Source organism: Sphingomonas sp. GM_Shp_2 (genome assembly GCF_026540875.1).
Classification (GTDB): domain Bacteria; phylum Pseudomonadota; class Alphaproteobacteria; order Sphingomonadales; family Sphingomonadaceae; genus Sphingomonas; species Sphingomonas carotinifaciens.
In genome coordinates this window covers 48280-71956 of record NZ_JALNUQ010000008.1, presented here as the reverse complement: position 1 = coordinate 71956, position 23677 = coordinate 48280, and the positions used below count along the sequence as shown (strand labels likewise).

Sequence of the window (23677 nt, the reverse complement as noted above, 5' to 3'; positions counted from 1 at the left end):
CTATGAAACTGGGGGGAGAGAATGACGTGACCGCCGAAGTGGCGATCCTCAACAAAAGTGCAGTTGCACTAGCCGCAGATAGCGCTGTCACCATATCAGCTGGATCTACGCAGGAAAAAATCTTCGACAGTGCGGATAAGCTGTTCGAACTGACAAATCGAAATGCTATCGCAGTGATGGTTAACAGCGACATGAGCCTCATGGAGGCGCCACTTGCTGTTCTGATCAAACGCTATCGCGATACTGCGCCTCGTTTCTCAAGAGTGAAAGAGGCTGCTCACGACTTTCTAGGATACCTTAACGATTTTGTAAAATCGTCCCCAAAACGTATCGAGACGGAAGCTATCGAGAACTTAGCTCGCGATATTTTCAATGGCATTAACAACCGTGCGCGAGAAGCGTGGACTGCTAAAGTCATAGACCCGAGCACGCAACAGGTTAGATCAGAATATATAGGAGATACGGAGAGGGTCGGGCAAGCAATTGAGGCTGAGCACGTCCATCAATATGAGGTTATAGAACGAGCAATAAGCTCTATTGATGATGCGTCATTTTATGGTGACGGAAAACCTGTCATAGCTACCTCACAACGCGCCGGTCTCCGGGCATTGGCAATCAAGCATCTGCCGTTGGCTTCGCCGGATTTGATAAAGAAAGCGCTGAAGCTTGTCGAAACAGCAATGCGTAAGAGGGGGGTGGGTGGATCAACTACCGGACTGATTATAGCTGGCTTTGGAGATGACGATCTCTTCCCCACGCTCATAGCATTTGAGCTTTACGGAACCTTTGGAAATCGGCTCAAATATGCCGAAACTGAAGTGGTCGACATTGACAGAGACGGCGACAAAGCCCGTGTTCTCCCCTTTGCTCAGCGCGAGATGGTTGAACGGTTTTTGTATGGCCTAGATCCTGGCATCGAGCAGGAGATCACTCGTTTCGCCCGAGATGCCATACCATCTATCTCCAGTCAGTTGCTGGATGCCTTGGACATGAGCGACGAGGATCGAGACGCGTTGATGGTCGCCGCGGAAAAAGCGGAGCGCGCTTTCTATCGCGGGCTTGAGGAGAAGGCATTCCAATCCATTCGTCAGGTCGCTCAGGAGGAAATTGAGGACATGGTCGAGTTCATGCCGAAGCCCGAAATGGCCCGCATGGCGGAGGCGCTTGTTAATCTCACCTCCATTAAACGTCGGGTATCCCGCGGTCACGAAACGGTGGGCGGCCCCATCGACGTGGCTGTGATATCTAAGGCAGATGGCTTTGTGTGGGTACGTCGGAAACACTACTTTCCTGCGGAGTTGAATAGACGGTACTTTGACCGTATGCGCGCCGCGTGCGGTCCGATGCCATCAGGGGAGAGCTGAAATGACCAAGTCTTGGGCGCTCTACTCAGTCCTGGAGATGGGCAGTGCCCTGCCCCACAAGACGGTAGAACGACGCGATCATAGCGCCGTTGATGCTGCTGCATCTGATACGCGGAAACATATGGAAGCAGCCTTCAAATCGCGCGGCAAAATTCCTGCGCGCTTGCGTCAGGCTGAAGCTGTCTGAACCGTTAGGGCGCCCTGGCTTAAGCCAGAGCGCCCCGTCGTCACTTGTTCACCCAGATGCGGAAAGCCTGCAAGCCGTACTGGCTGGCATAGACGCGGCGACCGCGCCGGGTGATCCACTTTACAAACACGACCTTCTTTCCAGGTGGAGGGAACATAGGCATCGGATAGTCCTCTTTTGCGACCCTAATCCTTGCTTCCTCATCCGATCCCGCATACGTGTGCAGGTGCATAGTCCGGCGTGAGGATAGCGCCCTTTTCAGGGGTCATATCTGATCCAGGCTTCCTGAGGGGACGGCTCTGCCGTCCCCCTTTTTTGACGCTAAAAGCGTCGCGCAAAACTGCGAGAAGCCACTAAGGCTAGTAGGTCGCCAGCCGAGAAAGCTACTTTACCTACCAGAGCTTGGGTGGACCCCCTCGCGGTCTGCCCACCCCTTCTGAATAATCCTAAACAGGCTCGCAAGCGGGTAAGCGGTGAAACGAGTGCCAGTTCCGGGGGGCGATGCGGCCTTGTCCGGTGCGACGCATGGATGTCTGCGGGGTTCGCGAACCGCAAGAGGCAAAATATTTTTTTGGGGTCCTCAGTTTAGCGGGTGGAAACACGGCTGTTTTTAACGTGATCGGGCGACCGAACGGCCGAAGTGCAGGATAAAATGACGCCAGAGGTGCCAGATTTGCTTCAGACATCTGGGCATACTTCGAAGTGTGTTGATCGCGATCCACAACCTTCAGCATAGGTCAGTACGTTCCAAGCGAAACGCCAACCTTGCCTTCGAACATCATGCGCGTAGTTTGCCGAACCATGGGAGCGACCGGCAACGACGCCCTACGGGGCATCACACAGTCCATCGAACGCCTTCGGCAGTTCCGGGCGAAACGCGGCGAGTACGAGGTGATCGACGAGGAGGTGGGTCTGGATACCGACGACCTCGATCTCATCACAGGCATCCTCACAGGATTGCTGGCGTTCGCGAAGCCGACACCGACCAACACCCGACAGTAACGGCTACCAACCGTTGAGAACATAGATGGAACATACTATGTGGATGCACCTATCGTGGAGACGATGATGCAGACCGAAACCGACACGCGCCCGGCCTTCACCGAATGGCTGAAGGCGCAGCAGGATCGATCCGGCCTCGTAGGCCAGCTGGTGACCGCCGTTCGCCTGGACCGTCAGTTCCCGTTCAACGGATCTCCGGACGATGTGCGCAAGCACCTCAACCGGATGCAGGCTGACGGCGACATGTTCGAAGCCGTCGACGAAGCCGAAACCGATTGGCTCTGCTACTGATGCGGCGCAGCATGCGCCGGCCTCCTTTCCAGCAGGTGGAGCGCGTCAGTCGCTACCATGAGCCATGCCCGCGCCGGGCGTTGGCGCAGCGAGTTCAAGCATCGCGCGAAAGCTATGCGGCCTTGTCCCGCATGCTCGGCCGAGCTGACGGCTACCTCGGCCGCTTCGTCAACGACGGCCACCCGACCGCCCTGTCGCCCGGTGATCACCGGACGCTGGCCGAGTTCTTCGGCGTGGAGGAGAGGGGGCTCGGCGTTCGGGATCTCTGGCGCCGATGAGGCCCGAACTGGACGAGGCGCTATGGATGAGCCTCGGCAACATGCGGACGCATCGGGTCCGCAACGTCGTCGCCCGCTGCCGGTGCGGCCACGCGGCATCGGTCAACGTCGACATGCTGCCGGACGAGGCGAAGGTGCCCGCGCTCTGCCGACGTTTCCGGTGCTCGCGCTGCGGCAAGCGGCCTTATTCGACTGAGCCGGACTGGCCAACCCGAGTAGACACGGAAGCGAAGCGACAGAGCGCGCTACCGCAATAAAAAGGGCGGCTCTTTCGAACCGCCCTTTCGGATGATGCTGTGTCCTGGATCAGGTAGATGCGAACCGGTCGAGCTTCCGTCGCACACGGAAGCCCCCTAGTTAGGAACTGTACCCGTCCCCGCGAGCCATCATCATGATGTTATGATCAAGCGATCTGGCGAAGGCCTGTCCAAGCCGAGGAACTGTAGAGAAACGCGACTACTTCAGAGCTGTTGTGCACGGAATTCACCACGCTCTTGATATGGTCATGTGCGGCAACCGAGTCGTTGGTGTTCAGGTTGCCAACGTACATACCATCTGGAAGCTTGTAGCGTTTGCCATCATAACCGACGATAGACCGATTGAAGCCTGAACGCGCAAGGGCTTCATGCAGACGGTCATACACGGAGCGGGGAGGTGGCCCATTAAGTTCTATCCTCATGGCAAATGTCGACATTGCTTTATCTCCATAAGCACACCGAGATACTGGTGTGCTTAGGAAATAGAGCGTGCTGCGGCTTTGAGCGCAATTGCTTGAGCCCCATCGACCAACCGATCGAATCCCATGATGAGACAGAACCTTACATCACTCGGGCCACGCATCCACCAGCAACCTACGCCGCGCCTCGCATGCCGCCAGATCGAAGCGGCCGTCTCGGATGGTGGCATCGTCATCGGCCGCAGTGGCGCTACCGTCAGCTTGCCGGTGCTGGGGCGTCGTCACGCACGGCACCAGCGCCGCTGCCGGCGGACGAGGAAGGACGGGCAAGCTCGGCGTCGAGCTCGTCGATCGCGCGCACCCGCTCAGGAGCCCGGCACAGCACGCGGCCAGCATCACTATTCGCATATTCCCTCACTGTGTTGGTGGACCGGATGATCAGCGGTTCGCGCGCCGCCAAGGTCTCAGCATAGGTCGCGGTCGCTGCCGCCTCCCGACGAACGTGCGCCGTCTCAGCCTTGGCGACGTCGCGTTCGCCGTTCGCGCGGTCGACGAGGCGGCCGGACGCACATGTGATCGCCTTCTCGCGATACCCTGCGCGAAGATGGTCGAGCCGGGCTACCCAGAGCCCGAGTAGCAGCACCGGGATAGCGGGCCAGAAGCGGCGCACCGCGGCCCATGTCATGCCTCATTTGTCGACAGCGGGATGCCCGCGATCGCCTTCATCAGCACGGGCGCCCCGATCACCGGCTCGCCCTTCGGCCAGCGGATCGCGATGCACCGCGCCTTCTCGATGCGCATGATGTTCACCGCATCGGACTGGTTGCCGCCCAGGACGTGGTAGGCGCGCGCGTCCTCGCCGACGTAGAAGCCGACATGGCCGCCCCCGGCGCGGTCGAAGACCAGCACGGCACCAGGCGCCACGCGATCGGGCCGCAGCGCCGCGCCCCAGTCCGCCCACGCCTTCGCTCGCACGGCGATGCGCATGCGGTGCAGGCCTTCGGCCGCGAGGTCGATCCCGCCGGCGGTCAGCGCCTCCGCGACGAAGACGCCGCACCACGGCACGCTGTCGGCATTGTAGGCGATGCCCAGCACCTTCACGCCCAGCCGCTTGGCCCAGCCCATGATGATCGGGCTGTTGCCGCTGCCGGGCGTCTCGCGCACGCCGATGCGTGCCCGCGCGGCCTTGAGCCACGCCGGTTCGTTCTTCATGTCGGTCCTTTCAGGTGATGGGCGTCAGGCGCCCGGTTGGTCGTTCCCGCCCGGAAACTTGGCGCGGACGAAGTTCAGCGCGATCGTGATGATGCCGACGCCCAGTGCGCCGAGGCCGGTGCCGTAGACCAGCGCCAGCGCCGGGTCCGGCCGCAAGCGAATGACCGCCCCGGCGGTGAACAGGACCGCGAGCACCGTGACGGGCGCGTCGACGGTCCAGCGATGCTGCTGACGATCGGTCTGCGCCACGTAGAAGCGGACCGCGATGCACGCGCACAGCGCCGCGATCATGCTGCCTGCCTCGAACGGGTAGCCGGCAAAGTGCCAGATGACCGGCACGCTGGTCGCTGTCGTCGCTCCCCTGTCACTCGCGACCGCCGCTGCTGCGAGCGGCAACAATGCCCCCATGGTGGCCCCCATTTTCCAGATCATCGCGTGGACACCACGCCAACAGCCGCCACCAGGCTAAGCGCGAGGATGGCGAGCGGTCGCTTCAGCTGCGAACGTGATGCCCAGAGCCGCACCGGCAGCGGCTCGCGCTTCAGATGGTCGGCCATTGCCTTGCCGGAGATCTCGAACAGGCCGAGCGCCAACAGGCCCACGGTCGCCGCGATTGGATCGGTGAAGCGCTGAAGCGTCAGGACCCAGCCGGTCTCGGCCGGGGCATTCGGATTCCACTTCCACACCACCATGGCGGCCAGCAGGAAGCGCAGCGCCATGGCTGCGCTGACCATGCCGGCGAAGCCGCGCCACATCGTCACGGGATGGTGCAGCCGGTCCTCTGCCCGGTTGAGCCATATGTCCCGTGCCATCTTCAGCGCGACGATCGTTGCGATCACGAACCCGGCGGTAAATTCGGTCAAGTTGATCGCGACGAGCCACCCGTGGCCGTCGAAGGAGGGCGGGGCGACCGTCGCCGGCCCTTCCGCAACCGCTCGGGCCGCGAAGCTGTCGTTCGACATAGTGGGTCTCCGGTCCGCTACATTGCGGTTTTGTCACGTTCTGGTCAGCCGGCGGTCACCGGTGCCCGCGTAGAAGGTTCTTGTTCGCTGGCTACGCCGTCCCCCGGTTACAGCGACACTCCCCTCGGCCGGCGCCGTCTCCCGTGGCGCCGGCCATTCCCCCCCAGTTTTTCTTGTGCTCAGGACAGGTTAGGGTTCAGGGCGCGGAGATGAGCATTCCCGAGATTTATCACGCTGCAAAAGAGTGGATCGCGGTCAACACTGGCTACACCGATCCGATCCTGCACACGCACGGGGGCTTGCTGATCCTCGTGGCAACGTGGGCGATCACGCGTCGTCCGTTGGGCTCATTCATTCCCTTTGCGGCTGTCGTTAGCCTTGAGGTGCTGAATGAGGTGCTGGACTTCATCGGCTACGGATGGCGAGCCGCCGACACCTATTCTGACATCGGCCATACGATCTTCTGGCCGCTCGTGATCAGCGTCTGCGCCCGTTTCCTCCCCGCGCGTCCTCACGGCTCACGTGCCTCAGCAAAGCGGTATGATCGCTGAGATCAGCCGTGCTGCACGTCGATCCAGGCGCGACCGTCGCGGACCGCCCAGACCTTCCCGATGCGGCGCATGTATTGCGGCAGGGTCATGTCGTCGGCCCTCACAGCCACGGCCTTGATCCCGGCGCCTGACGCCGCGGCGATGATGTAATCGCCCACCTCGAAGTCACCCGAGACGTTCGCTGGCACCTGCCCGCAGAAGGCGATGCGGTCGACGCACTGCCGGGCCTTCTCCAACTCTGCCTCCCAGACAGGCAACGTCTTTGAATATGCCTCAGTAGCTTGCCGCCATGCTACGTGATCGGCCTTGTAGGCAGCGATGATCCCCGGATATGCAGCTGTCGCCTCTTCCCATGCGGCAATGACCGCGTCGTCAGCGCCTTCAGGCGGCGCCTGCGGCGGAGCAGGCTCGATAGGCTCAGCGCCTGGAGCCTCGGGGCGCGGGGACAAATGCCCGGCCCAGGTATCACCACCGACGTAAGACGGATCGGTCGACTTGATCACGAAGCTGACGGCGTCGCCCCAGGTCTTCACCAGCTTGCCGTCCCGATCGACGCCGCACACGTCTCCCTTCGGGATGACGCCGCAGCCATCCGCCTTGACCATGTATTCCGCATAGTCGGCGCCGCCCGTGTTGATCGAACCGGAGACGCTGATCGAGCGTCCGGTGCTGGACCGGCCCACCTTGAAGGCAGCGTTCGCTGCGTTGGCCCCTTCGACACCATTGAAGTCGATGGCATACACCACCGCTACGGGCACGGAGCCACCTTGGCGGAAGGCAATGAGCGGCTGGCCGTTCGCCACTCCATCCTTCTGGATGTTGTGATACGACCCGCTGGTGACCCCCACGAGGACGTTGCCGCTCCCGTCGATGATCAAACGGGGCGTTCCGTTCATCGATATGGCAAAGCCGTCGTTCGATACGCCGTTGACACCGGAATTGAGCGCTATCTCGCTGCCCCCCGGAAAGCTGGTCGTCAGCAGCAGATTGGCCGCACTAGCTTCCGTCCGCCGCAAGGTAAGAGCCGCGCCATTGCTTGCGGAATTACTGATGACAGCCGGGATATACCCGTAGCTGCCATCGAACCACATCCGTGCTGTGCCGCCCGTGGCGAGCACCATCGTGTTGGCGCCATTGCGGTAGATGCCGGTGTCCTGGTCATTGATGAAGCGCACGCCTGGTGACGTGACCGTGCCATCTGGGAACAGCCCCTGACCAACCGTATCGCGAACACTCCCGAACGTATTGAGCAGCGCCAAGGCTCGCAGCGATAGATCGATATCGCCGCCCGCCGTCTCAACGATGTCGTACGGCGTCCCGTTCATCGTTGCTGCGACCCAGGGGCGCGCGAGGGTCAGTTGCGTGTCGCTGTTCACCTCGGCGATGACGGTAGCGGCACCGCCAACCGGGATCAGCAGGAAGCCGGGCAGCACGTTGGCGACGAACTTCGTGCCGGTGCCGGTGACAACCCGGCTGCCGTTGGTGAGCGTGATCGTACCCACAGAATAGGTCATGGCAGGTCCTCAGATGAAGGGGGCGGGGGCCGCACTTGCCGGCCCCGGATGTTATTCTTGCGAGACGATCGACAGCGACTGGGTGACGCTGTCGGCGCCCTGAGCAGTGCCGGTGAAGCTGGCCTGCTGGCGGGCCGTCAGGCGCAGCCGATAGAGGTATCCGTCCAGCATCGTCCGGGTGTCGGTCCAGGTGACGCTGCCCGACATGGCCTCTTCCAGCACGCCGGGATCTTCGCCGGTTGCGGGAATGACGGTCACGACGGGGTTGCCGGTCTGAATGGTCGCGACATGCGCCCACAGATTGGGGCCCGACTGATATTCCAGCACCAGCGTGGCGGACGGCGCGCCGGTCGCCGAGCCCCCACCACCTGGCGCCACCTGTCGGTTGCGACGGAAGGTGTAGGAGGCAACCACCGCCTTGGAGCCGCCGTTGCTGGTGAACGGCCCGAGCGTGAATGAGGCATCGGCTGCGGTCAGCGTCGACGTGCCGCGGTTGACGTAGGGACCCGCCTTGATCGCCGCGGCGGTATAAATCAGCCCGTCCGTGCCTTTCCACTCCAAGCCATTGGCGCGCGTGCACGCCTCAATCGCCATCGTCGGCCCGTACCAAGACAGGAGATCACGGTTTCGGCCGAAGCCGATGCCCTTCACCTCCATGAAGTTGCCATCGTTCCAGATGATCAGGCCAGTGCCCATCCGAAGATTGGTGTTGATCAGGTTGAGGCTGCCGGGGCCGGCATCCGAGCCGATCAGTTGGAAGCCGCTGAGGTTGCCGTTTGCATCGACGGTGACGGTGTAGCGACCCTCGATCTTGCCGAGCCGCGTTACCACGGCTTGGAATGCCGCCTCCAGTCCGACATCGCCGATCCCGCTGATCCGGGCAGACACCTGCTGAATGAGGCGGCTCAGCGCCTCGTCCTCCGTAGCCGACACCTCAGCAAGCTGCGTAACCCGAGCATCGACTTGCCGGATCACCGCAAGGTTGGCCGCATCGCCATCTGCTCGCGCCTTGTTAGCGGCAGCGTCTCCATCAACCCGGGCCTGATTAGCCGCAGCGTCACCGTCCTGCCGCGCCTTATCGGCAGCCGTGACGCTCGCGCGCACCTGCTCGATCGTCGTCGCAGTCGCCGCCTTGTCATCAGCCTGAGTCTTCTGGACCGCGACCACCAGCGCATTGAGGTTACCGATGCGAACGCCCTGTTCGGTGATGCTTTGCGTCATCGCAGCGTTCTGGTCGGCGCGCACGCGGATCTCGGTCGCGAGCGATGCCTCTGTGCCGCCCACCCTTGCCGTCAGCAGCGTGCGCGCGAACGCCTCCGCTTTCAGCCCTTCGGTAGTGAAGGCCTGCAATTCCTGCCGCGCTTGGGACAGCGCCAGCACCATGCGTTGATTGGCTTCCTCGTTCGCGACGACACCGGCGAGCAGCGCCTGCCCAGCCTTGCCGACCGCGATCCGCGCCTGGCGCAACTCGATTGACATGCTCGACACGTCGCCGAGCGTGCGGATCGTCTGCTCGACGCTGCCCACCCGCTCGGTGAGCCCCGACACGGCCGTGCTGCTGGCCTTCGTCTCGACCACCCCCGCCAGCGCGTCGAGCGACTGTGACACAGACGTCACCACCCCGCCCAGTGCGGTCACCGTGGTGGCGTCCGCCTTCAGCAGCAGGATGGCGCGGACGCCGTCCAGCCCGATTTCGACGTTGGTCAGGCGCGAGAAGATCGCATCGACATCGACCTGCCCCGAGGGGTCAAGCTGCGCCTTCAGGATTGCCTCGTTCAACTGATCGAGCGTCACGCGGAGGTTGAGGCTCGACTGCACCGCGTTCAGCCGGATTTCCGCCTGCGACGTGCGATCGGCGACCTGATCAACGGCATAGATGCGCACTTCGCCAGTCGCCGGGTTCACGGTCACGCCTGCGTCCCGGAAAACCTCTCGCGTCCGGTTCAATTCGTCCGTGGCGCGGAGCAGCGCGCGGGCGAGGGTGGCGTTATCCCGCGCGGCCTGTCGGATCGCAGCCGTCTGGTCCGCCTGGATCAAATCAAGAAGTTCGGTCTTCACCTCGATCGGGGTCACCCGATCCAGCGTGGCGATCGCTTCCTTTACCGTGCCGTCAGGACCGAAGGGGCTCTCGGGGTCTGCGCTGTTCGTCGCGTTATCGTCGGGCTTCTTTGGCCCGACGACGCCCGTCTCCCAGTCGGCTGACGCGTCCGGCGTCCTGATCGGACCGATCAGCAGCCCGTCGCTGTAGATCCCACGCCCACGATAGCGCACGATCGCCTCATACGAGACGCTGGCCTCGACCGGCGTGATCGCGCGCTGACGCGTGTCAGGCGGGAGCAGCCCCGTCGACGTCCAGGTCGCGTCGCCAACGCGGCGATATTCGATGACGATGCCGTCCGCGTTGCTGTTGTCGACGGCGCCGTCGACGTAGATCGCCGGGACCGTCAGCCCGTTCGACACCGCAGTGCCGGCGGTCAGCGTCCACGTTCCCGGAGCGGGCGCCGCGATGCTGTCCGGATCGGCCGTCAGCGTCGGGGTGGGCGGCGTCTCGCCGGTCAGGCCGAGCGCGGCCGGGTGCTTGGCGGCAGTCTCGGTCCGCAGCGTCAGCGTGACGATGCCGGTCGCCGGATCGACGCGGCGACCGCGCACGATCACGTCGCGGTTCTGGAGGCCGATCTCCTCGATATCGATCGTCAGGCAGTCGCCCAGCCGGTACGCGACCGCGAAGGGCTTCAGCGGCAGCGTGATCGGCTCCAGCTCGCGGCTGTCGAAGACCTCATATGCAGCAAGCTCGGCGCACTGGTCGGGATCGGGGCACAGGCTGAAGTCGCCGCTGCCCGTTCTGGCGCGCCCGTCCTCGGTTACATAGGCCGGGACCTGCACGATATCGATCGGCACGATCTCCCAGCCATGCGGCTCCGACCGGAAGCGCGCCCGGAAGCCGTTCAGCCGCTCCGATCGACGCCGCACGCCCGGCGCCGACAGCATGCCGTCCGCCAGATCCGCCGCGGTGATCCGGCGCAGCGACACGCGCGGAGCCTTCACGAGCGTCGACATCATCGCGCCAACGGCGATCGGCTCGCACCCGCCCGTCTGCTCGATCAGCTTCAGGACCTCCCACTTGTCCTGCGCGCTGGTGATCTCGCCACCGATGCGCCAGCCGTTGGCCTCCTGGACGTTCGCGGCCTGGACGATCGCGGCGAGGTCGATCATGTCGATCGGCGCGCCGATGCCCATGATCTTCTGATAGCGCGAGGCGGCGTCCGCCATGTCGCGCCACCAGACGCCCAGCCGCCACATCAGTCCGTGCAGCGCCGGGGTGTCCGAATAGATCCACGTCCGACGCGCCGCATCGAACGCCGCGGCGTCCGACGGGTCCGCCCACCGGCAGGGGCCGGAGCCACCCGGATAGGTGCTGTCCCGGCGCGGATCGTAGACGAGGTTGCCTTTCACGATCCACGACGGCGTCGGCTCGCCTTGCGCATAGCGGCGAGCCTTGGTGTCGTAGAGCAGCGACAGCGAAGTGGCGGCGTAGCCGGACAGCTTCGCGTCCGCGCCCCAGCCCGGGGGCGTGCCGGCGAAGCCGTAGGGCGGATTGCGGATGCCGTTCGACAGCGCGGCCGGTGCCGGCGCGACGCCCAGCTGGCGATCCTGCCACATCCACTTGGCGAAATAGCCCGTCGCCTCCATGCCGGCGAAGGGCACCGTTGCCTTGTCGGCCGTGAAGGACTCGATCCCGCCGATGCCGGTCAGCGCCGACGAGGCGGACAGCACGATGAAGAAGGTCTGGTAGCTGTTGTCCTTGCCGTAGGTGTCCCGGTAGACGACCGATCCGCCCACGGCGGTGCGGCCTATGACGAAGGGGATCGGCATGTCGGCGCCGATCTTGAACTGCAACTGGCGGCCCTGCTGGTCGTTCGCCGGCCGCTTGGCGGTGACGGCCGCGCCGATGTTGGCGCCGACCGCGACCGCAGCGGCGATCGGCTGGATCGGGCTGGGGATGACGGCCACGATGCTCGCCACCGTGCCGATCACGCGGAAGAACGTGCTCATGCGCGCCATGCCTCCACGGGAGCGAAGCTGTTGAGACGGATCACCTGAAGGCCGGCGTCAGGGGCATCCTCATGGAAGCCGGCGATGGCGCCGTTGCCGATCAGGATGCCGACCGACTCCAGGCCGTGCGAGCCTTCGGCCAACACGAGGTCGCCGGGCAGCGCCATGGCGAGCGGGATCTGCTCAAGCCCGCCCGCCAGCAGCGCTGCCGCCACGCTGTCGTGTCCGGCTTTGGTCAGTGCCCGCTTGGCGCCCTTGGCCGAGCGGTAGGTGCCTGCCTTGGCGAGCCCCAGCGTCAGGTGGTGGCCCATCTGCCGCAGATGCCACGCGCCGACCTTCACGCAGTCGACCGCGCCATAGGCGAAGGGCTTGCCCTGCCAATGCGACAGGGTGGCGCGCACGGCCTGCGCGCGTCGTTCGAGATCGTGCATGTCAGAAGTACGCCTGGACGCCGCCCCGGGGGAAGTCGGGCACGGAGGTGAGGGCAGGGGGCTTCTCGCCCGGTCCCCAGAGCTTTTCGATCTGGGTCTCGACCGTGTGCTTCAGCCCGCGCTCTGCCGGGAAGATCGAGCGGTGGAAGCTGTCCGAGAGGGTCGCACCCTCGTTCGGCTCGAACAGCCGCTCCCATGCGCTGGCGATCGACAGGTTCAGCTTGCGCGTGCCCTGATCGACCTCAAGGAAGGGCACGTCGAGCTCGCCCGCGAACAGCAGTTCGGGATCGGGCAGGACGGTGCCGGTGGTCTCGTCGACCACCGCCAGCCACACCCGCACCGGCGCGCCCTGCATCGCGGCAGAAGACAGCGTCACCGCGGCCGACGTCGTCGGAGGAAGGAGCGACAGCTCCAGGCCGGGGATCGAATCGCCCACCGCCTCGACCAGTTCCTCGACCTCGCCGATCGTGCCGAAGCGCGGGTCGCGGCCGGTGAAGACCTCTTGTCCCCACGTCACGACGCCGGAGCCGTCGCACAGCCGGATCGTGTGGTCCGGCAGCACGATACGCAGCAGCCCCGCGAGGAGCACGCGCCGCCCGGCGAAGGCGGCCTCCATCTGGGGGGTCATTCTTCCTCCGCGATCGTGAAAGACAGGGGCGCGGAGCGTCCGACCGGCACGTTCCACGAAAAGTCGCCGTCGATCTCGCCCTGCACCTTGGGCCGGGCGAGCTCAACGACGTCGCCGGCCGCGAGACGCGTCCGGAGCAGGGGATAGATCGGCAGCGTCACCGTTCCACCGGCCGTCGCGGCCACGTCCCGCGCGACCCGGTAGACGTAGCGCCGGCCGTCATGGATGATCGACAGCCACTTGCCCTCCGGAACGACGAGCCCGGGGGTCAGACCCGACAGCGGCAGCGAGGTGCCGCCATTCACGGCCTGCGCCACCCGCGGCGCACCCTCCGGCCCGAAGACGAGATCCGGCTCCGGTATCCAGACCAGACCGGTCTCCAGCTTCGCTTGCGCAAGGCGTGAGGACCAGATGCGGAGATCCGGCTCCGCATCCAGCTTCGGCGTCTGCATCGTGAACGCCCACCGCGTTCCGATCCGCATGATGCGCTGCCACGCCCCGCCCAGCGCCGGCTTGAGGGTGCCCCCGAAGTCGAGGACCGCCGGCTGCACATCGTCGAGCAGGATCTCCGACAGATCGATCAACGGAGCCTCCGGCTCTGCGCGCGTGCATCGGCGCGCGCCTTGGTGCGAGTGGTCTGAACCGAGACGTTGCCCGCTTCCTGCCGGACGACCGGCCGGAACAGCGACCCCTCCTCGACCGCGAGCTGCACGACCGCGGGCGGGGCCTCGCGTTCGGACCCGGGCTTGGTGATGTCGACCATCTCGCCACGGCTCAGCTTCATGCTGACGACATTCCGATCGATGCCGGCCATGCCGCCCACCCGGAACGACCCGCCGGTGTTGAATTTCGGCAGGTTGCTGCTGTCGAAGCCGAGACTGACCGCGCCAGCCTCCCCCCACGTCGTGGTGTTGATCGCGCCGATCCCGCTCGACGGCGATTTGCCAAAGACGGCCCCCAGCGCACCACCCAGCGCGCCGAGGATGCCGCCCCCGCTGTTTGCAGCGCCTTGACCGGCTTTCGAGAACAGGTTCGAGATCAGATCCGCGAGGCTGTTGAGCGCGTCCTCCATCCCCTTGGCCACACGATCGCGCCACCAGTTCTGAAACCAGTCCTTCAGGTCGCCGCCCATCGCGGCCTGGACGCCAGCCTTGAAGGTGTCGCGGAACACGCCGGTCTGCCGCGCCTTCTCGCCCTCGCTCCATTCGGTCGCTGCGCGCCGCGCCGCCTCGTCGGCGCCCATGCCCTGCCGCTCCAGTTCGCGGGCGCGTTCGCGGATGTCGATCTCGCGCTGAAGGAGGCGGATGCGCTCCTCGCTTTCGCCACGCGCCTGCGCGAGCCGCAGCTCGCGGTCCTGCGCATCCTCCGCGAACCAGCGCTCCCGTACCGCCAGCCGGGCGGCATCGACCTTGGCCTGGTCCGCCTCGGCAAGCCGGGTGGCCTCCGCCAGATCGCGGGTCTGGGCGTAGTAGAAGGCGATGCGACGCTTCAGCTCCACCTGCCGCGACAGGCTGTCCTCCAGCGCGGCGTTGTTGCCCAGCTGCGCCACGTCGAGCGCGACCTGCTGCTGCTCGTCCGCGATCTCCCGGGCGACCGCCTGCGCGCGCGCCGCTGCCAGATCCGTCATGTCCCGCTGCGCCAGCACGCGGGCCTGCTCGTGCGTCAGGCCGGTGCGCTGATACGCCTCGATTTGCTTTTCGAGATCCAGCCGGTTCTGGATGCGCTGTTCGGTCTCGCGGTCACCGCGTAGCCGAGCCGCTTCCAGTTCGTTCTGGAGGCGCAGCTGCTCGCGGTTGGTCGCGTCATAGGTGGTGTTGCGCCCCTTCTTCTCGCGCTTCTTCTTTTTGTCCTTGTCGAAGTCGACCGACCGCTTCGGAGCGGGCGGAGGCGCGGCGACGGGCTTCGGCGCGGGGGGCGCCGCTGGCGCGGTCGCAGTCGCAGCGTCGCCCAGTCCGAGGTTCTTTTTGATCTCGGCGAACCGGTCGCTGATGAAGGCCGCAGCCGACGATACCCACGACAGTATCCCGCCGAACTTGTCGACGAGCCAGCCCTTCACACCCTCGTAGACACCCTTGGCGGCCGACACGACGTTCGGGAAGACGCTGGCCACATAGGTGACCGCCGACCCGACAGCCTCCGATACCCAGGTCAGCACGCTGCCGAACCCATCGGCGAGCCATGCCTTGGCCGCCTCGTAGGCGGTGCGCAGCGGCAGTTCGAGATCCGGCACCATCGAAACGACGGCGTCGACCATTCCGTCCATGATCGAGGTCACGGCGCCGAGCAGGGCGTTCCATGCGCCGGCGAAGTCGCCGGACAGGAGCGCGCTGACTGCGGAGACCATGCCCTCCACCGCGCCGACGAAACCGCCGATCACAGACACGCCCGCGCCTAGCGTTCGCACCAGCAGCTCACCGACGATCGCCAGCACGCCCGCGACGACGACGCCCAGCACGTCCGCCAGCCCGCCGAGCAGGCCCATCAGCGCAGACAGCGCCGTTGCCGCAGGTCCACTGGCCAGCGTCGAGAAGATGACCCCGACCTTGCCGATGATCGCGGCGAGAGGAGGCCCCAGCGTCGTCGTCAGCTTGTCCCAGATCTGGCCCAGCACCGGCAGGATGTTGTCCCGCATCAGGATGAAGGCGCCGATCGCGAGCCCGACCGGACCGAGCAGCGCCGCCAGACGCGCGCCGACCATACCCAGCACCCGCATCAGGCCAGCCTCGCCGAGCATCTGCAGGATCGTCGTGACCGGCGAGACGATAAGAGCGATGGCTTTGCCGACCAGGCCGAAACCGGAAACAAAATAGGCGAGCATGTGCGCGCCGACCGCGGCGAAGATCGCGATCAGCGGCCCCATCAGCGAAGCGAGACCCGCGAAGGCCGCACCGATCATGTGGACCGCCGGCGACGCGCGCGCGATCATCTCCAGAAAGCCGGCGAAGGCGTTCTTGATCGCGGCCGTGATCGTCAGCAGACCGGTGTCGAGGCCGAGCGCAATCTTCACGCTCTCCCAGGCGACGCGGACGCGATTGCCCGCAGCCTCCGCGCCTTCGAGACGCTTGGCGATCTTGCCCTCCACGTCGCCGCCAGCGACGACGTCGGCATAGCGCTGGAAGCCCTCGCGCCCCTGCTCCATCAACGCGATGGCGGTGCGCGCCGCATCCGACCCGAAGATCGTCTTCAGCGCCTCGTTCTTGCTCTCGTCGGACAGGTCGCCCAGCGTCTTGCGCAGGACCTCCGCCTGTTCGGCGAGGGGCTTCATCCGGCCGTCAGTGTCGAAGAACTGGATGCCCAGCGTCTTCATCACCCGCGCGGCTTCATCCGATGCGGGCACGAGGCTCTGGATGTACGTCTTGAACGAGGTGCCGGCATCGCTGCCGCTGGAGAATTGCGTCGACGTGGCGGCGATCGCGGTCGCGAACTCGCCGAAGCTGACGCCGGCCGCAGCCGCCACACCGCCGCCCTGCGCGACGGCGAGCTGGAAATCCTCGAACCCGAACTTTGACGCGTCCATCGATCCGACGACCTGCTGCACCACGCGCGGCAGATCAGCGGCCGTCTGCTTGAACTGCCCCATGACGTCCGTCACGAGGCCAGCCGCAGGCGCGACGTCCGACATGCCGGCCGCGGCGAGATCCAGCGTGGCCTTCAGACCACCGCCGAGGATGTCCGCGGTCGACAGGCCGGCGAGGCCCAGCTCCTCGATCCCCGTCGCTGCCTCGGTTGCGCCCTTGCCCACGGTGGGGCCCAGCTGACGGGCCTGATCGGACAACGCCTTCAGTTGCTCGCCCGACACGTTGTCGAGCGCCGCCTCGACGCGCTTCATCTGCCCTTCGAAGCTGCCAGCACCCCGATCGACCGCTCGTACCATCGCCGCGAACGGCACGGTGATCGCGGCGGTCATCACCAGCCCGACGGTGCGGACGGTCTTCTCCAGTTCCTTGAACTTGTCGGAGACCTGTTCGGTGATCGACTGGACCCGGTGTGCACCGGTCTCGAAGTCGATGATGTCGGCGCCGAACTGGACGCGCGCCGCGCCGACGACAGCGATTGCCATGTGGTCCGGTCCTTTACTTGAGGGAGGCGCACCAGCCTTCGGCCGCCTTCAGCATGTCCTGCCACGCCATCGGCTTCGGCTTGCGGCGACTGAGCAGCTTCTCCAGCGGAGGCGGCTTCTTCACCCGGCCGAGCATGGCGCCCAGATAGACGCGCTCGATCGCGCGGTCGTGTTCGACCCGCACCGCCTCGGCCTTGGCCGCGACGGCGAGATCCAGGAGACGGGGCGTCCAGCGGAAGAACTCGGCCGGGTCAGTGCCCAGACCGAGTTCCAGCCAGACCGACAGCGCCCGCTCTATGCTCCAGCTGTCTCCGGCGCTGTCGCCGGCGCCCGAGGGCTTGCGGGCTTCTTCGCCTCCGGGAAGGAGGCGGTCATCGCCTCGGCCAGCAGCTCCGCCGCCTTCATGACGCCGATCTCCTGGATGAGGTTGCCGGCCTCCAGGTCGGTCAGCGCGCCATGCCGGGCGGCGAGGCCGATGCGGAAGACGGAGCGGATTGTCTTGCCGCTCCCCTTCAGCCGATCGCCGATCTCGTCGATCTTGATGTTGAGCTCTTCCTCGATCGCGCAGATCGCGTTGAAGTCCACGACGAGCGTGAACGTGCTGGCGAGGGCCTTGAAGGACACCTCGCCCTTGAGCTTGGCCGCCATGGTCAGGCCGCCGGCGTCATCACGGGCTTGCCCGAGATCTTGAAGGTCGCCGAGCCGGTCATCTTGTCGTCCAGCGGCGTTGCGCGACCATGGGAGGTGGCGAAGCCGTTGAAGTCCAGCGTTGCGCCGTTCGGAAAGGTGATGCTCCACCCCTCGACGATGCGACTTGCGAAATGGGTGGCGATCACCGCATCGTCAGCGAGACCGGGCACCAGATTGTAGGTCACGCTGACCTCGCCGGCATCCGCCAGCCCGGGCTTGAACTCGTGGAAGCCATCGGGGCTGGAATGATGCGTGAACTGCACACTGTCCCGGTTCATTTCCGGCGGGTTGATTTCGGTGATTTCAGCGAGGGGCGTCTTGGTGCTCGCGCCCGACTTCTTCGACAGGATCGTCTTGAAGCCGATGTCCGTCGCAGCGACGGTTTCTGCCATGGCTTGTCTCCAGTGGTGTTGAGGGTGGGGTTACTTGGCGAGCGGGGGCGTCGGTTCGGCCGCATCCTCGCCGGCGTTGGCGAGGCCGAGCTTGACCAGGGCGGCGCCGCGCTCCTTCGACACCTCCATCACGGTGCCGACCTTGCGCAGCTTTCCCTCCGCCTCCTGGTCGTAGAAGGCGGTCGTCACGGTGATCTTCATCGGGTGTCTCCTCAGGCGTCGTGCCAGACCGTCACGTCGATCGACTGGCGGAACAGGGGACCCTCGGCGTCACGCGTATCGAGCGTGCGCTGGGCCTGGATGAAGGTGCGCAGCCGGACGCGCTCGACGGTGACCCGCGCGCCGTTCAGCACCCCGCTGCGGCCCGCGATCTCCCGCGCGGCGTCGCGCGCATCCTTGTAGGTGCGGCCCCAGACGTCGGCCTGGACCCGCGCACGCGTCCACCCGCTGGAGCCCGTCATCATCAGCCCGGCGACCGAACTGATCAGCGTCAGGGTCACTGCCGGCAGCGGGTCGCCCTGCGACCGCAGACCCCAGCCGATCCGGCGCTCCACGAGCGAGGTGAGGGGCGCCGTGCCGAGCAGCACCGTGCGAAGCGCTTCCTCCATTCGGTCAGCCCTTCTTGCCGGCCGCGAGGATCGCGGCGATGCCATCCTCCGCAATGCCGCGGAGCGCGCGATCGACGCCGGCATCGTAGGCCGGGCGGATGAACGGCTCGGCCGGCTGGTGGTCGTTGCCGAACTCCTCCTGGATCGCCTGCGGTAGTGGCCCCGGGCCCACATAGACTTCGAACTGCGCGATCGGCTCGTTCACCGTCGCCTGATGCGGCGACAGGCGGGTGGACACCGCGACGCTGTTCGCCAGCTGGCCGCTACGTCGCGGCGCCTTGTCCCGCATGTCGTCAGCGATCGGCCGCGTGTTCTTGATCAGCACTGGGATGATCGTCTTGCGCTGGAGCGCCTTCGACATGGCGTCGAGCCGGCGCGCGATGTCCTTGGTGCCGGTGGACGTGACCTTCACCTTCATGCGGCGGGACCCTTCTTCTCGACGAGCGAGGCCGTCGTGATCTCGATTCCGACCCGCCGCCCTCGCGCTTCCTTGGTGCCCGTGACCTCATAGGTCGTGCCTTCGCAGGTGAGGCGGTACGTGCCGTCGATCTGGGCGGTCAGGCTGTCGTGACGCACGAGGAAGCGCGCCGTCAGCGACTGCTCGACCTGCGCCGCGCGGATCTGCTCGCCGTCGCTGACATCCGTCTTCTTCGCCCACCGCCTGCCGATCGGTCGGAAGGGGCCCGTCACCTGAGACAGACCGTCGTCGATCGTATCGGCCCGCAGGATCTCGATCCGCCGGTCCAGCTCGCGGCTGTCGATCGGCATCAGCCAATCACCGGCACGCGATCGACGTCGCACAGCATGGTCACGGCTGCGGGCGGCGTGTTGAGGTTTCCGCCGTCATAGAGATGCTGGATCAACATCAGCGCCGCAGCACAGAGGTGCGGATATTCGGTAGTGGCATCGACCGTACCGGCCACGAACTCCACGATCGTTGCACCGGCCGGGTCGATGATCGCAGGCCATTGCGTACTGAAGGCCAGCGACAAGACCTCCCCGGCAAGACGCCACAGCCCCGCACCATCGACGCTCGACGCCGCTGGATTGTCATAGGTCACCGTAGCAACCGAGACGACGGGCCCGATTGGCAGACGGACGGTCGTGGAAAATCCATCGAACCGCGCCAGCCAGGCGCGCCGCTGCATCGACACCCGGGCTCGCTTCTCGACCCACTGCAAGGCGGTTGCTCGGTAGACACCGATCAACGCTGCGTCGTCGTCGCTGTCCTGCCGAAGCTGCTGCGCGACGAGAACATCGGGCAACACTGCCGCCCCGTTGATAGGGGCGGCCTGCCGGATCGTCATGGCCATGGGCCGCCCCTTCTCTTACTTGGCCTTGTCGGCCTTGGACGCCGGCTGGCTCTTGCCATCCTGCTGCTCGGGCGCCGGCTTCGTCGCTTCCGCCAGCTGCCGCTCCAGATCCTCGATCCGGGTCTTGGCCGCAGCGTGCGCCTTCTCCGCCTCGGCGCGGCCATTCTGAGCAGCGTCGAGATCGGTACGGACGCGGCCAAGCTCCTCCCGCGTCGAGACATGCGCCTGCTGCTCGGTCGCGAGGGCCAGCTTCAGTCGATCGGCCGCCTGGGCGAGCTCGTCACCCTCGGCATTGGCGTCCGCCAGTTCCGACGTCAGCCGCTCGATCTCGCCGACCGCAGCGGTGGTCTGCTGATCACCGCCGGCAAGGATCGCATTGCCGGGGCCGCTGGTCGCGCGCTGCGGCGCATCGAGACCAAGCGCCAGTTCGCCACCCCGGCCGCCGAACGCGAAGCGCCGATCGCCGGGAGTGATGACTTCGGCGACGCTGGCGAGCGTGGAGCCGATCGGTCGATGGTCCTCGTTCACCAGACCGGCATCGGTCACGAACCCGGCAACGCCCAGACGGACGAAGTAGAGCTCGCTCGCCTCGCTGCGCTTGACCTGCTGGCCTGCCTCGAAGGTCTCGGGCGGGACCGCCTGCGTCTTGTAGTCCTGAAGGAACTCGATCATCGCATCCTCCTCAGCGAACCGTCTGGGCGACGGTGGTGGACTGATTGGCGCCGGCCGCGCCGTAGCGCGGGTCGAAGCCGACCAGCAGGGCGGACAGGAAGCTGGCGGCTCCGCCCACGTTGATCGACAGGCGGACGAACTTGAAGCCGCCGTTCTTGTCCAGATCCTCGGGACGGACGTTGATCGCCACCTGCTTGTTGTCGCCGGTCGCCTTCGCAATCTGGCCGATGGCGGAGCCGGCAACGGCCTTGGCACCGGCACCAGCGTCCGACGTGGCCTGCTCGACGATCGCGTCGATGGTCGCACCAGCGCCGAGGACACCGGTCGAGATGATCGCCAGCAGTGCGAAGAAGGTGCGCGCATCGACCCACGGCGTGGTCACCGTGCCGGGCGCCACCTGGGCGGGATTGATGACGGCCGCGATACCAGCGCGGTCCGACGGGTTCAGATTGCCGAACATTCTAGGGTCCTTCTGCTCCGGCCGTCACGGGACGACCGGCCCGCGCCAGGCGCGGGTCCGGGGCTGGGCTTCAGGCGCGCTCGGCGAGCGCGACGAAGTGCGACTTGGTGGTGACGCCGTTCGCAGGCGTGACCGGCTTCGACAGCACCGGCTGACCGCCGATCCGGAACACCCAGCGGAAGGCGCGGATGTTGTAGTCGAAGTAGAGGTGGATGGAGTCGGCGAAGCTGACGCCATTCTGCTTGCGGAAGGCCTCGTAGCCGTTCGGGTTGACGAACTGGATGTCGCCCGCCTGTCCGATCGAGCGCGAATGCTCGTTGAAGATCACGGGGCGACCCAGCAGCGTACCACCCGGCGACGCCTGATAGTTGGGATACCAGAGCGGCACCCCCGCCTCGGTCTTGATCTCCATCAGCGAGGGCAGCACGTCGCTGTTCATCAGCCAGCTGGCCTGCGTCGGCATGATCATGCGCGCGAACATCTTCGCGATGTTCTGCCGCACGACCGATGCGGCCGCCTGACCCGCTTCCTTCTGCACGAGGATGGTGGCGAGCGAGTTCAGCCACCCAAGCGGCTTCTCGACACCGTCGCCGTACATGAAGGCGTCAGCCGCCTTCCAGCGGATCGCTGCCGCGGCGTGGTTGGTCAGCAGGGTGGAAACGCGCGGGGCATCCTCCAGCAGTTCCTCGGTCGCGAGGACGAAGGCATAGAGCTCGCCGAGCTTCGTCTCGCGGGGCGTCAGCTCCATGCGACTGGGCTGCATCTGCTCGCCTTCGGAGCGCCATGCCGCGCGAATGCCGCTCGACCCCCACGGCGTCGTCTCGTCGCCCAGGCCGATCACGCGGTTGGAGGCGGTGGGATCGGGCGAGATCAGGTCCATGATCGGATCGTTGCCGTCGTCGAAGACGAGGTTCACGATCTGCTGGCGGAACTCGGCGGGCACCAGATAGCTGCCGGTGGTGTCGCCGCCCTCCATGTGGACGTTGGCCGGCGCGGCGAGCCGATCGTCGACGCGGTAGGACTGGCCTGCGGCGGGGTTGGCGACGCGAACCGCCTGGGCGAAGTCAGCGAGATTGGCGAAGCCGCCATTGTCCAGCTGCTGACGCGGCTGGGCGGGAGTGGTTCCGGAGGGCGGACCGGTCGAGGGAGGGGGCGCGGCCGGCTCGGCGCCGATCGCGGCAGCGGCCGCCATGGCGGCTTCGGCGCGCTGGATCTGCGCGGTCAGTCGCGCGAGCTTGGCGACGTCCTCCTTGTCGGCAGCCTCCTCCTCCGCGGTCAGATCCCGGTTTTCGGTGATGGCGGTGTTGAGGCGTTCCTGCTGCCGCTTAGCGACCGCACGCGCCTCCGTCTTCAACACTGCGATATTGATCGTCATCGCGTTTCCTTTCGGGCGCGTGGCCCATAAAAAAGGGCAGCCGAAGCTGCCCATGTCGTCCCGGTTGGACGGACCTGTTCAGATGGAGAGTGCCATCTCCATCGCCGCTGCCTGCCGACGCATCAGCGCCAGGCGGCTGCGGCTGGTATTGATCTGCGCCACGACCTCGCGCAGCGTGCTGATCCCGTCGATCGCGCCGTTCGCGAGCGCCTGACGGGCCGAGAAAGTCTTGCCGGAGCCGTGGATCGCGGCAACCTCGCCAGCCTTGAGCCCGCGGCCCCGCGCAATCGCGGCGACAAACTGGACGTTGCTCTCGTCGACGGACGCCTGGATCTCTGCACGGTCCTCGTCGGTCAGCGGGCCGTAGGGGTGACCGGCGATCTTGTCGGGATGCGACGCGATCAGCGTCGTCTTCATCCCGATCTTGTCCTCGAACCCGGACACGTCGGAGTGGCCCGACCGAACCCCGGCCGAGCCGATCTCGCCGCTGGTCGTGCAGTAGTAGGCGCTGCACTGGGTCGCCAGCCAGTGGGCGGCCGAGAAGCAGTAAGGGTCGGCGACGGCGACGATCGGCTTCGACTGCCTCGCTTCGAAGATCGCGTCACCGGCTTCCGCGCAGCCCCATACGTAGCCGCCAGGGCTGCGGATCGCGAGGACGACGGCGCCGACCTTCGGGTCGGCTGCGAACTCACGGACCCGATCGCCGATGTCGTTGTAGTAGGTCGCGCCGTACAGACCTCGCGGCGCCAGCGTGCCGGTGATCGGCATGATCACCGTCGCGCCCTCGCGGATCGGATCGGCCTGCTTGGCCTGCTGTGCCTGACCGCCGCCCATCACCGTCGCCAGATTGCGCAGGCTGTCGGGGATCATGGCTTCGATCGACCCGCTTTTCAGCATGGCGTCCAGGAAGGCCGGATGCATCGCCCACAGGGCGGATGCGACGATCGCGCGATCCATC

The 23677-nt window shown here is 65.8% G+C and carries 29 protein-coding genes; 6 read left to right on the top strand and 23 right to left on the bottom strand.

What is annotated here, in order from left to right:
* The first annotated feature begins 26 nt into the window (after positions 1-26).
* The 5 genes from OXR08_RS04895 (at position 27) to OXR08_RS04875 (ending at position 3122) form a co-directional block, all read left to right on the top strand.
* Positions 27-1364, top strand: coding sequence for a hypothetical protein (locus OXR08_RS04895; RefSeq protein ID WP_267348174.1), 1338 nt, complete (start codon positions 27-29; stop codon positions 1362-1364).
* A gap of 1 nt (position 1365) precedes the next feature.
* On the top strand, positions 1366-1551 hold the full coding sequence (locus OXR08_RS04890) for a hypothetical protein (RefSeq protein WP_267348172.1): 186 nt from the start codon (positions 1366-1368) through the stop codon (positions 1549-1551).
* An 801-nt stretch (positions 1552-2352) separates the two neighbouring features.
* The gene (locus tag OXR08_RS04885) at positions 2353-2553 is read left to right on the top strand and encodes a hypothetical protein (RefSeq protein ID WP_267348170.1); all 201 of its coding nucleotides are present in this window, start codon (positions 2353-2355) and stop codon (positions 2551-2553) included.
* Between the two features lie 63 nt (positions 2554-2616).
* A complete protein-coding gene (locus OXR08_RS04880) occupies positions 2617-2844 on the top strand; it encodes a hypothetical protein (protein WP_267348243.1) in 228 nt (75 codons plus the stop codon).
* A gap of 11 nt (positions 2845-2855) precedes the next feature.
* Positions 2856-3122, top strand: a complete 267-nt coding sequence (locus OXR08_RS04875; RefSeq protein ID WP_267348168.1) for a hypothetical protein — start codon at positions 2856-2858, stop codon at positions 3120-3122.
* A 403-nt stretch (positions 3123-3525) separates the two neighbouring features.
* Here the strand turns inward: OXR08_RS04875 and OXR08_RS04870 are convergent, their stop codons facing one another.
* The 5 genes from OXR08_RS04870 to OXR08_RS04850 form a co-directional block, all read right to left on the bottom strand.
* Complete coding sequence (locus OXR08_RS04870) at positions 3526-3816, bottom strand: hypothetical protein (protein ID WP_267348166.1); 291 nt, start codon at positions 3814-3816, stop codon at positions 3526-3528.
* Positions 3817-4054: 238 nt separating this feature from the next.
* Positions 4055-4483 (bottom strand): hypothetical protein, encoded by a 429-nt coding sequence (locus OXR08_RS04865; RefSeq protein ID WP_267348164.1) that lies wholly within the window; start codon positions 4481-4483, stop codon positions 4055-4057.
* Positions 4480-5010: a TIGR02594 family protein gene (locus tag OXR08_RS04860; protein WP_267348162.1), complete on the bottom strand. Its 531-nt coding sequence runs from the start codon at positions 5008-5010 to the stop codon at positions 4480-4482. Before OXR08_RS04860 ends, OXR08_RS04865 begins: the two co-directional genes overlap by 4 nt.
* Positions 5011-5034: 24 nt before the next feature.
* A complete protein-coding gene (locus tag OXR08_RS04855) occupies positions 5035-5442 on the bottom strand; it encodes a hypothetical protein (RefSeq protein WP_267348160.1) in 408 nt (135 codons plus the stop codon).
* Entirely contained in the window at positions 5439-5972 is a 534-nt protein-coding gene (locus tag OXR08_RS04850; RefSeq protein ID WP_267348158.1) for a hypothetical protein, read from the bottom strand. Before OXR08_RS04850 ends, OXR08_RS04855 begins: the two co-directional genes overlap by 4 nt.
* Positions 5973-6181: 209 nt before the next feature.
* Between OXR08_RS04850 and OXR08_RS04845 the strand changes: the two genes are divergently transcribed.
* Positions 6182-6523, top strand: a complete 342-nt coding sequence (locus OXR08_RS04845) for a hypothetical protein (protein WP_267348156.1) — start codon at positions 6182-6184, stop codon at positions 6521-6523.
* A 2-nt stretch (positions 6524-6525) separates the two neighbouring features.
* Here the strand turns inward: OXR08_RS04845 and OXR08_RS04840 are convergent, their stop codons facing one another.
* The 18 genes from OXR08_RS04840 to OXR08_RS04755 all read right to left on the bottom strand — a co-directional run bounded on the left by OXR08_RS04840 (position 6526) and on the right by OXR08_RS04755 (position 23676).
* Complete coding sequence (locus OXR08_RS04840) at positions 6526-8037, bottom strand: hypothetical protein (RefSeq protein WP_267348154.1); 1512 nt, start codon at positions 8035-8037, stop codon at positions 6526-6528.
* A gap of 51 nt (positions 8038-8088) precedes the next feature.
* Complete coding sequence (locus OXR08_RS04835) at positions 8089-12090, bottom strand: hypothetical protein (protein WP_267348152.1); 4002 nt, start codon at positions 12088-12090, stop codon at positions 8089-8091.
* Positions 12087-12521, bottom strand: a complete 435-nt coding sequence (locus OXR08_RS04830) for a hypothetical protein (RefSeq protein WP_267348150.1) — start codon at positions 12519-12521, stop codon at positions 12087-12089. Before OXR08_RS04830 ends, OXR08_RS04835 begins: the two co-directional genes overlap by 4 nt.
* Position 12522: 1 nt before the next feature.
* Positions 12523-13149: a hypothetical protein gene (locus OXR08_RS04825; RefSeq protein ID WP_267348148.1), complete on the bottom strand. Its 627-nt coding sequence runs from the start codon at positions 13147-13149 to the stop codon at positions 12523-12525.
* Positions 13146-13733, bottom strand: coding sequence for a hypothetical protein (locus OXR08_RS04820; RefSeq protein ID WP_267348146.1), 588 nt, complete (start codon positions 13731-13733; stop codon positions 13146-13148). The genes OXR08_RS04825 and OXR08_RS04820 overlap by 4 nt, the downstream gene beginning before the upstream one ends.
* Positions 13730-17209, bottom strand: a complete 3480-nt coding sequence (locus OXR08_RS04815) for a phage tail tape measure protein (protein WP_267348144.1) — start codon at positions 17207-17209, stop codon at positions 13730-13732. The genes OXR08_RS04820 and OXR08_RS04815 overlap by 4 nt, the downstream gene beginning before the upstream one ends.
* A gap of 13 nt (positions 17210-17222) precedes the next feature.
* Positions 17223-17393 (bottom strand): hypothetical protein, encoded by a 171-nt coding sequence (locus OXR08_RS04810; RefSeq protein WP_267348142.1) that lies wholly within the window; start codon positions 17391-17393, stop codon positions 17223-17225.
* Between the two features lie 110 nt (positions 17394-17503).
* Positions 17504-17857 (bottom strand): hypothetical protein, encoded by a 354-nt coding sequence (locus OXR08_RS04805; protein WP_267348141.1) that lies wholly within the window; start codon positions 17855-17857, stop codon positions 17504-17506.
* A gap of 2 nt (positions 17858-17859) precedes the next feature.
* Positions 17860-18291, bottom strand: coding sequence for a phage tail tube protein (locus OXR08_RS04800; protein WP_267348139.1), 432 nt, complete (start codon positions 18289-18291; stop codon positions 17860-17862).
* Positions 18292-18321: 30 nt separating this feature from the next.
* Positions 18322-18492 (bottom strand): hypothetical protein, encoded by a 171-nt coding sequence (locus tag OXR08_RS04795; protein ID WP_267348138.1) that lies wholly within the window; start codon positions 18490-18492, stop codon positions 18322-18324.
* An 11-nt stretch (positions 18493-18503) separates the two neighbouring features.
* Positions 18504-18899, bottom strand: coding sequence for a DUF3168 domain-containing protein (locus OXR08_RS04790; RefSeq protein WP_267348136.1), 396 nt, complete (start codon positions 18897-18899; stop codon positions 18504-18506).
* A gap of 4 nt (positions 18900-18903) precedes the next feature.
* Positions 18904-19317 (bottom strand): HK97-gp10 family putative phage morphogenesis protein, encoded by a 414-nt coding sequence (locus OXR08_RS04785; RefSeq protein ID WP_267348134.1) that lies wholly within the window; start codon positions 19315-19317, stop codon positions 18904-18906.
* Positions 19314-19667, bottom strand: coding sequence for a phage head closure protein (locus OXR08_RS04780; RefSeq protein WP_267348132.1), 354 nt, complete (start codon positions 19665-19667; stop codon positions 19314-19316). The genes OXR08_RS04785 and OXR08_RS04780 overlap by 4 nt, the downstream gene beginning before the upstream one ends.
* Positions 19667-20212 (bottom strand): hypothetical protein, encoded by a 546-nt coding sequence (locus OXR08_RS04775; protein WP_267348130.1) that lies wholly within the window; start codon positions 20210-20212, stop codon positions 19667-19669. The genes OXR08_RS04780 and OXR08_RS04775 overlap by 1 nt, the downstream gene beginning before the upstream one ends.
* Before the next feature lie 15 nt (positions 20213-20227).
* The gene (locus tag OXR08_RS04770) at positions 20228-20884 is read right to left on the bottom strand and encodes a hypothetical protein (protein ID WP_267348128.1); all 657 of its coding nucleotides are present in this window, start codon (positions 20882-20884) and stop codon (positions 20228-20230) included.
* 10 nt (positions 20885-20894) lie between these two features.
* Positions 20895-21344, bottom strand: a complete 450-nt coding sequence (locus OXR08_RS04765; protein WP_267348127.1) for a hypothetical protein — start codon at positions 21342-21344, stop codon at positions 20895-20897.
* Positions 21345-21414: 70 nt separating this feature from the next.
* Positions 21415-22719: a phage major capsid protein gene (locus OXR08_RS04760; protein ID WP_267348125.1), complete on the bottom strand. Its 1305-nt coding sequence runs from the start codon at positions 22717-22719 to the stop codon at positions 21415-21417.
* A 78-nt stretch (positions 22720-22797) separates the two neighbouring features.
* Complete coding sequence (locus tag OXR08_RS04755) at positions 22798-23676, bottom strand: S49 family peptidase (RefSeq protein WP_267348123.1); 879 nt, start codon at positions 23674-23676, stop codon at positions 22798-22800.
* Between the last annotated feature and the right edge of the window lies 1 nt (position 23677).

Excerpts from the sequence above, each read along its gene's own strand:
- OXR08_RS04785 (WP_267348134.1), bottom strand. The coding sequence starts at position 19,317 with ATGAAGGTGAAGGTCACGTCCACCGGCACCAAGGACATCGCGCGCCGG.
- OXR08_RS04790 (WP_267348136.1), bottom strand. The coding sequence starts at position 18,899 with ATGGAGGAAGCGCTTCGCACGGTGCTGCTCGGCACGGCGCCCCTCACC.
- OXR08_RS04840 (WP_267348154.1), bottom strand. The coding sequence starts at position 8,037 with ATGACCTATTCTGTGGGTACGATCACGCTCACCAACGGCAGCCGGGTT.
- OXR08_RS04855 (WP_267348160.1), bottom strand. The coding sequence starts at position 5,442 with ATGATCTGGAAAATGGGGGCCACCATGGGGGCATTGTTGCCGCTCGCA.
- OXR08_RS04765 (WP_267348127.1), bottom strand. The coding sequence starts at position 21,344 with ATGTTCGGCAATCTGAACCCGTCGGACCGCGCTGGTATCGCGGCCGTC.
- OXR08_RS04875 (WP_267348168.1), top strand. The coding sequence starts at position 2,856 with ATGCGCCGGCCTCCTTTCCAGCAGGTGGAGCGCGTCAGTCGCTACCAT.
- OXR08_RS04835 (WP_267348152.1), bottom strand. The coding sequence starts at position 12,090 with ATGAGCACGTTCTTCCGCGTGATCGGCACGGTGGCGAGCATCGTGGCC.
- OXR08_RS04805 (WP_267348141.1), bottom strand. The coding sequence starts at position 17,857 with ATGGCGGCCAAGCTCAAGGGCGAGGTGTCCTTCAAGGCCCTCGCCAGC.
- OXR08_RS04825 (WP_267348148.1), bottom strand. The coding sequence starts at position 13,149 with ATGACCCCCCAGATGGAGGCCGCCTTCGCCGGGCGGCGCGTGCTCCTC.
- OXR08_RS04800 (WP_267348139.1), bottom strand. The coding sequence starts at position 18,291 with ATGGCAGAAACCGTCGCTGCGACGGACATCGGCTTCAAGACGATCCTG.
- OXR08_RS04865 (WP_267348164.1), bottom strand. The coding sequence starts at position 4,483 with ATGACATGGGCCGCGGTGCGCCGCTTCTGGCCCGCTATCCCGGTGCTG.
- OXR08_RS04755 (WP_267348123.1), bottom strand. The coding sequence starts at position 23,676 with ATGGATCGCGCGATCGTCGCATCCGCCCTGTGGGCGATGCATCCGGCC.
- OXR08_RS04770 (WP_267348128.1), bottom strand. The coding sequence starts at position 20,884 with ATGATCGAGTTCCTTCAGGACTACAAGACGCAGGCGGTCCCGCCCGAG.
- OXR08_RS04795 (WP_267348138.1), bottom strand. The coding sequence starts at position 18,492 with ATGAAGATCACCGTGACGACCGCCTTCTACGACCAGGAGGCGGAGGGA.
- OXR08_RS04830 (WP_267348150.1), bottom strand. The coding sequence starts at position 12,521 with ATGCACGATCTCGAACGACGCGCGCAGGCCGTGCGCGCCACCCTGTCG.
- OXR08_RS04815 (WP_267348144.1), bottom strand. The coding sequence starts at position 17,209 with ATGGCAATCGCTGTCGTCGGCGCGGCGCGCGTCCAGTTCGGCGCCGAC.
- OXR08_RS04845 (WP_267348156.1), top strand. The coding sequence starts at position 6,182 with ATGAGCATTCCCGAGATTTATCACGCTGCAAAAGAGTGGATCGCGGTC.
- OXR08_RS04775 (WP_267348130.1), bottom strand. The coding sequence starts at position 20,212 with ATGGCCATGACGATCCGGCAGGCCGCCCCTATCAACGGGGCGGCAGTG.
- OXR08_RS04880 (WP_267348243.1), top strand. The coding sequence starts at position 2,617 with ATGATGCAGACCGAAACCGACACGCGCCCGGCCTTCACCGAATGGCTG.
- OXR08_RS04760 (WP_267348125.1), bottom strand. The coding sequence starts at position 22,719 with ATGACGATCAATATCGCAGTGTTGAAGACGGAGGCGCGTGCGGTCGCT.
- OXR08_RS04780 (WP_267348132.1), bottom strand. The coding sequence starts at position 19,667 with ATGCCGATCGACAGCCGCGAGCTGGACCGGCGGATCGAGATCCTGCGG.
- OXR08_RS04890 (WP_267348172.1), top strand. The coding sequence starts at position 1,366 with ATGACCAAGTCTTGGGCGCTCTACTCAGTCCTGGAGATGGGCAGTGCC.
- OXR08_RS04860 (WP_267348162.1), bottom strand. The coding sequence starts at position 5,010 with ATGAAGAACGAACCGGCGTGGCTCAAGGCCGCGCGGGCACGCATCGGC.
- OXR08_RS04885 (WP_267348170.1), top strand. The coding sequence starts at position 2,353 with ATGGGAGCGACCGGCAACGACGCCCTACGGGGCATCACACAGTCCATC.
- OXR08_RS04870 (WP_267348166.1), bottom strand. The coding sequence starts at position 3,816 with ATGTCGACATTTGCCATGAGGATAGAACTTAATGGGCCACCTCCCCGC.
- OXR08_RS04850 (WP_267348158.1), bottom strand. The coding sequence starts at position 5,972 with ATGTCGAACGACAGCTTCGCGGCCCGAGCGGTTGCGGAAGGGCCGGCG.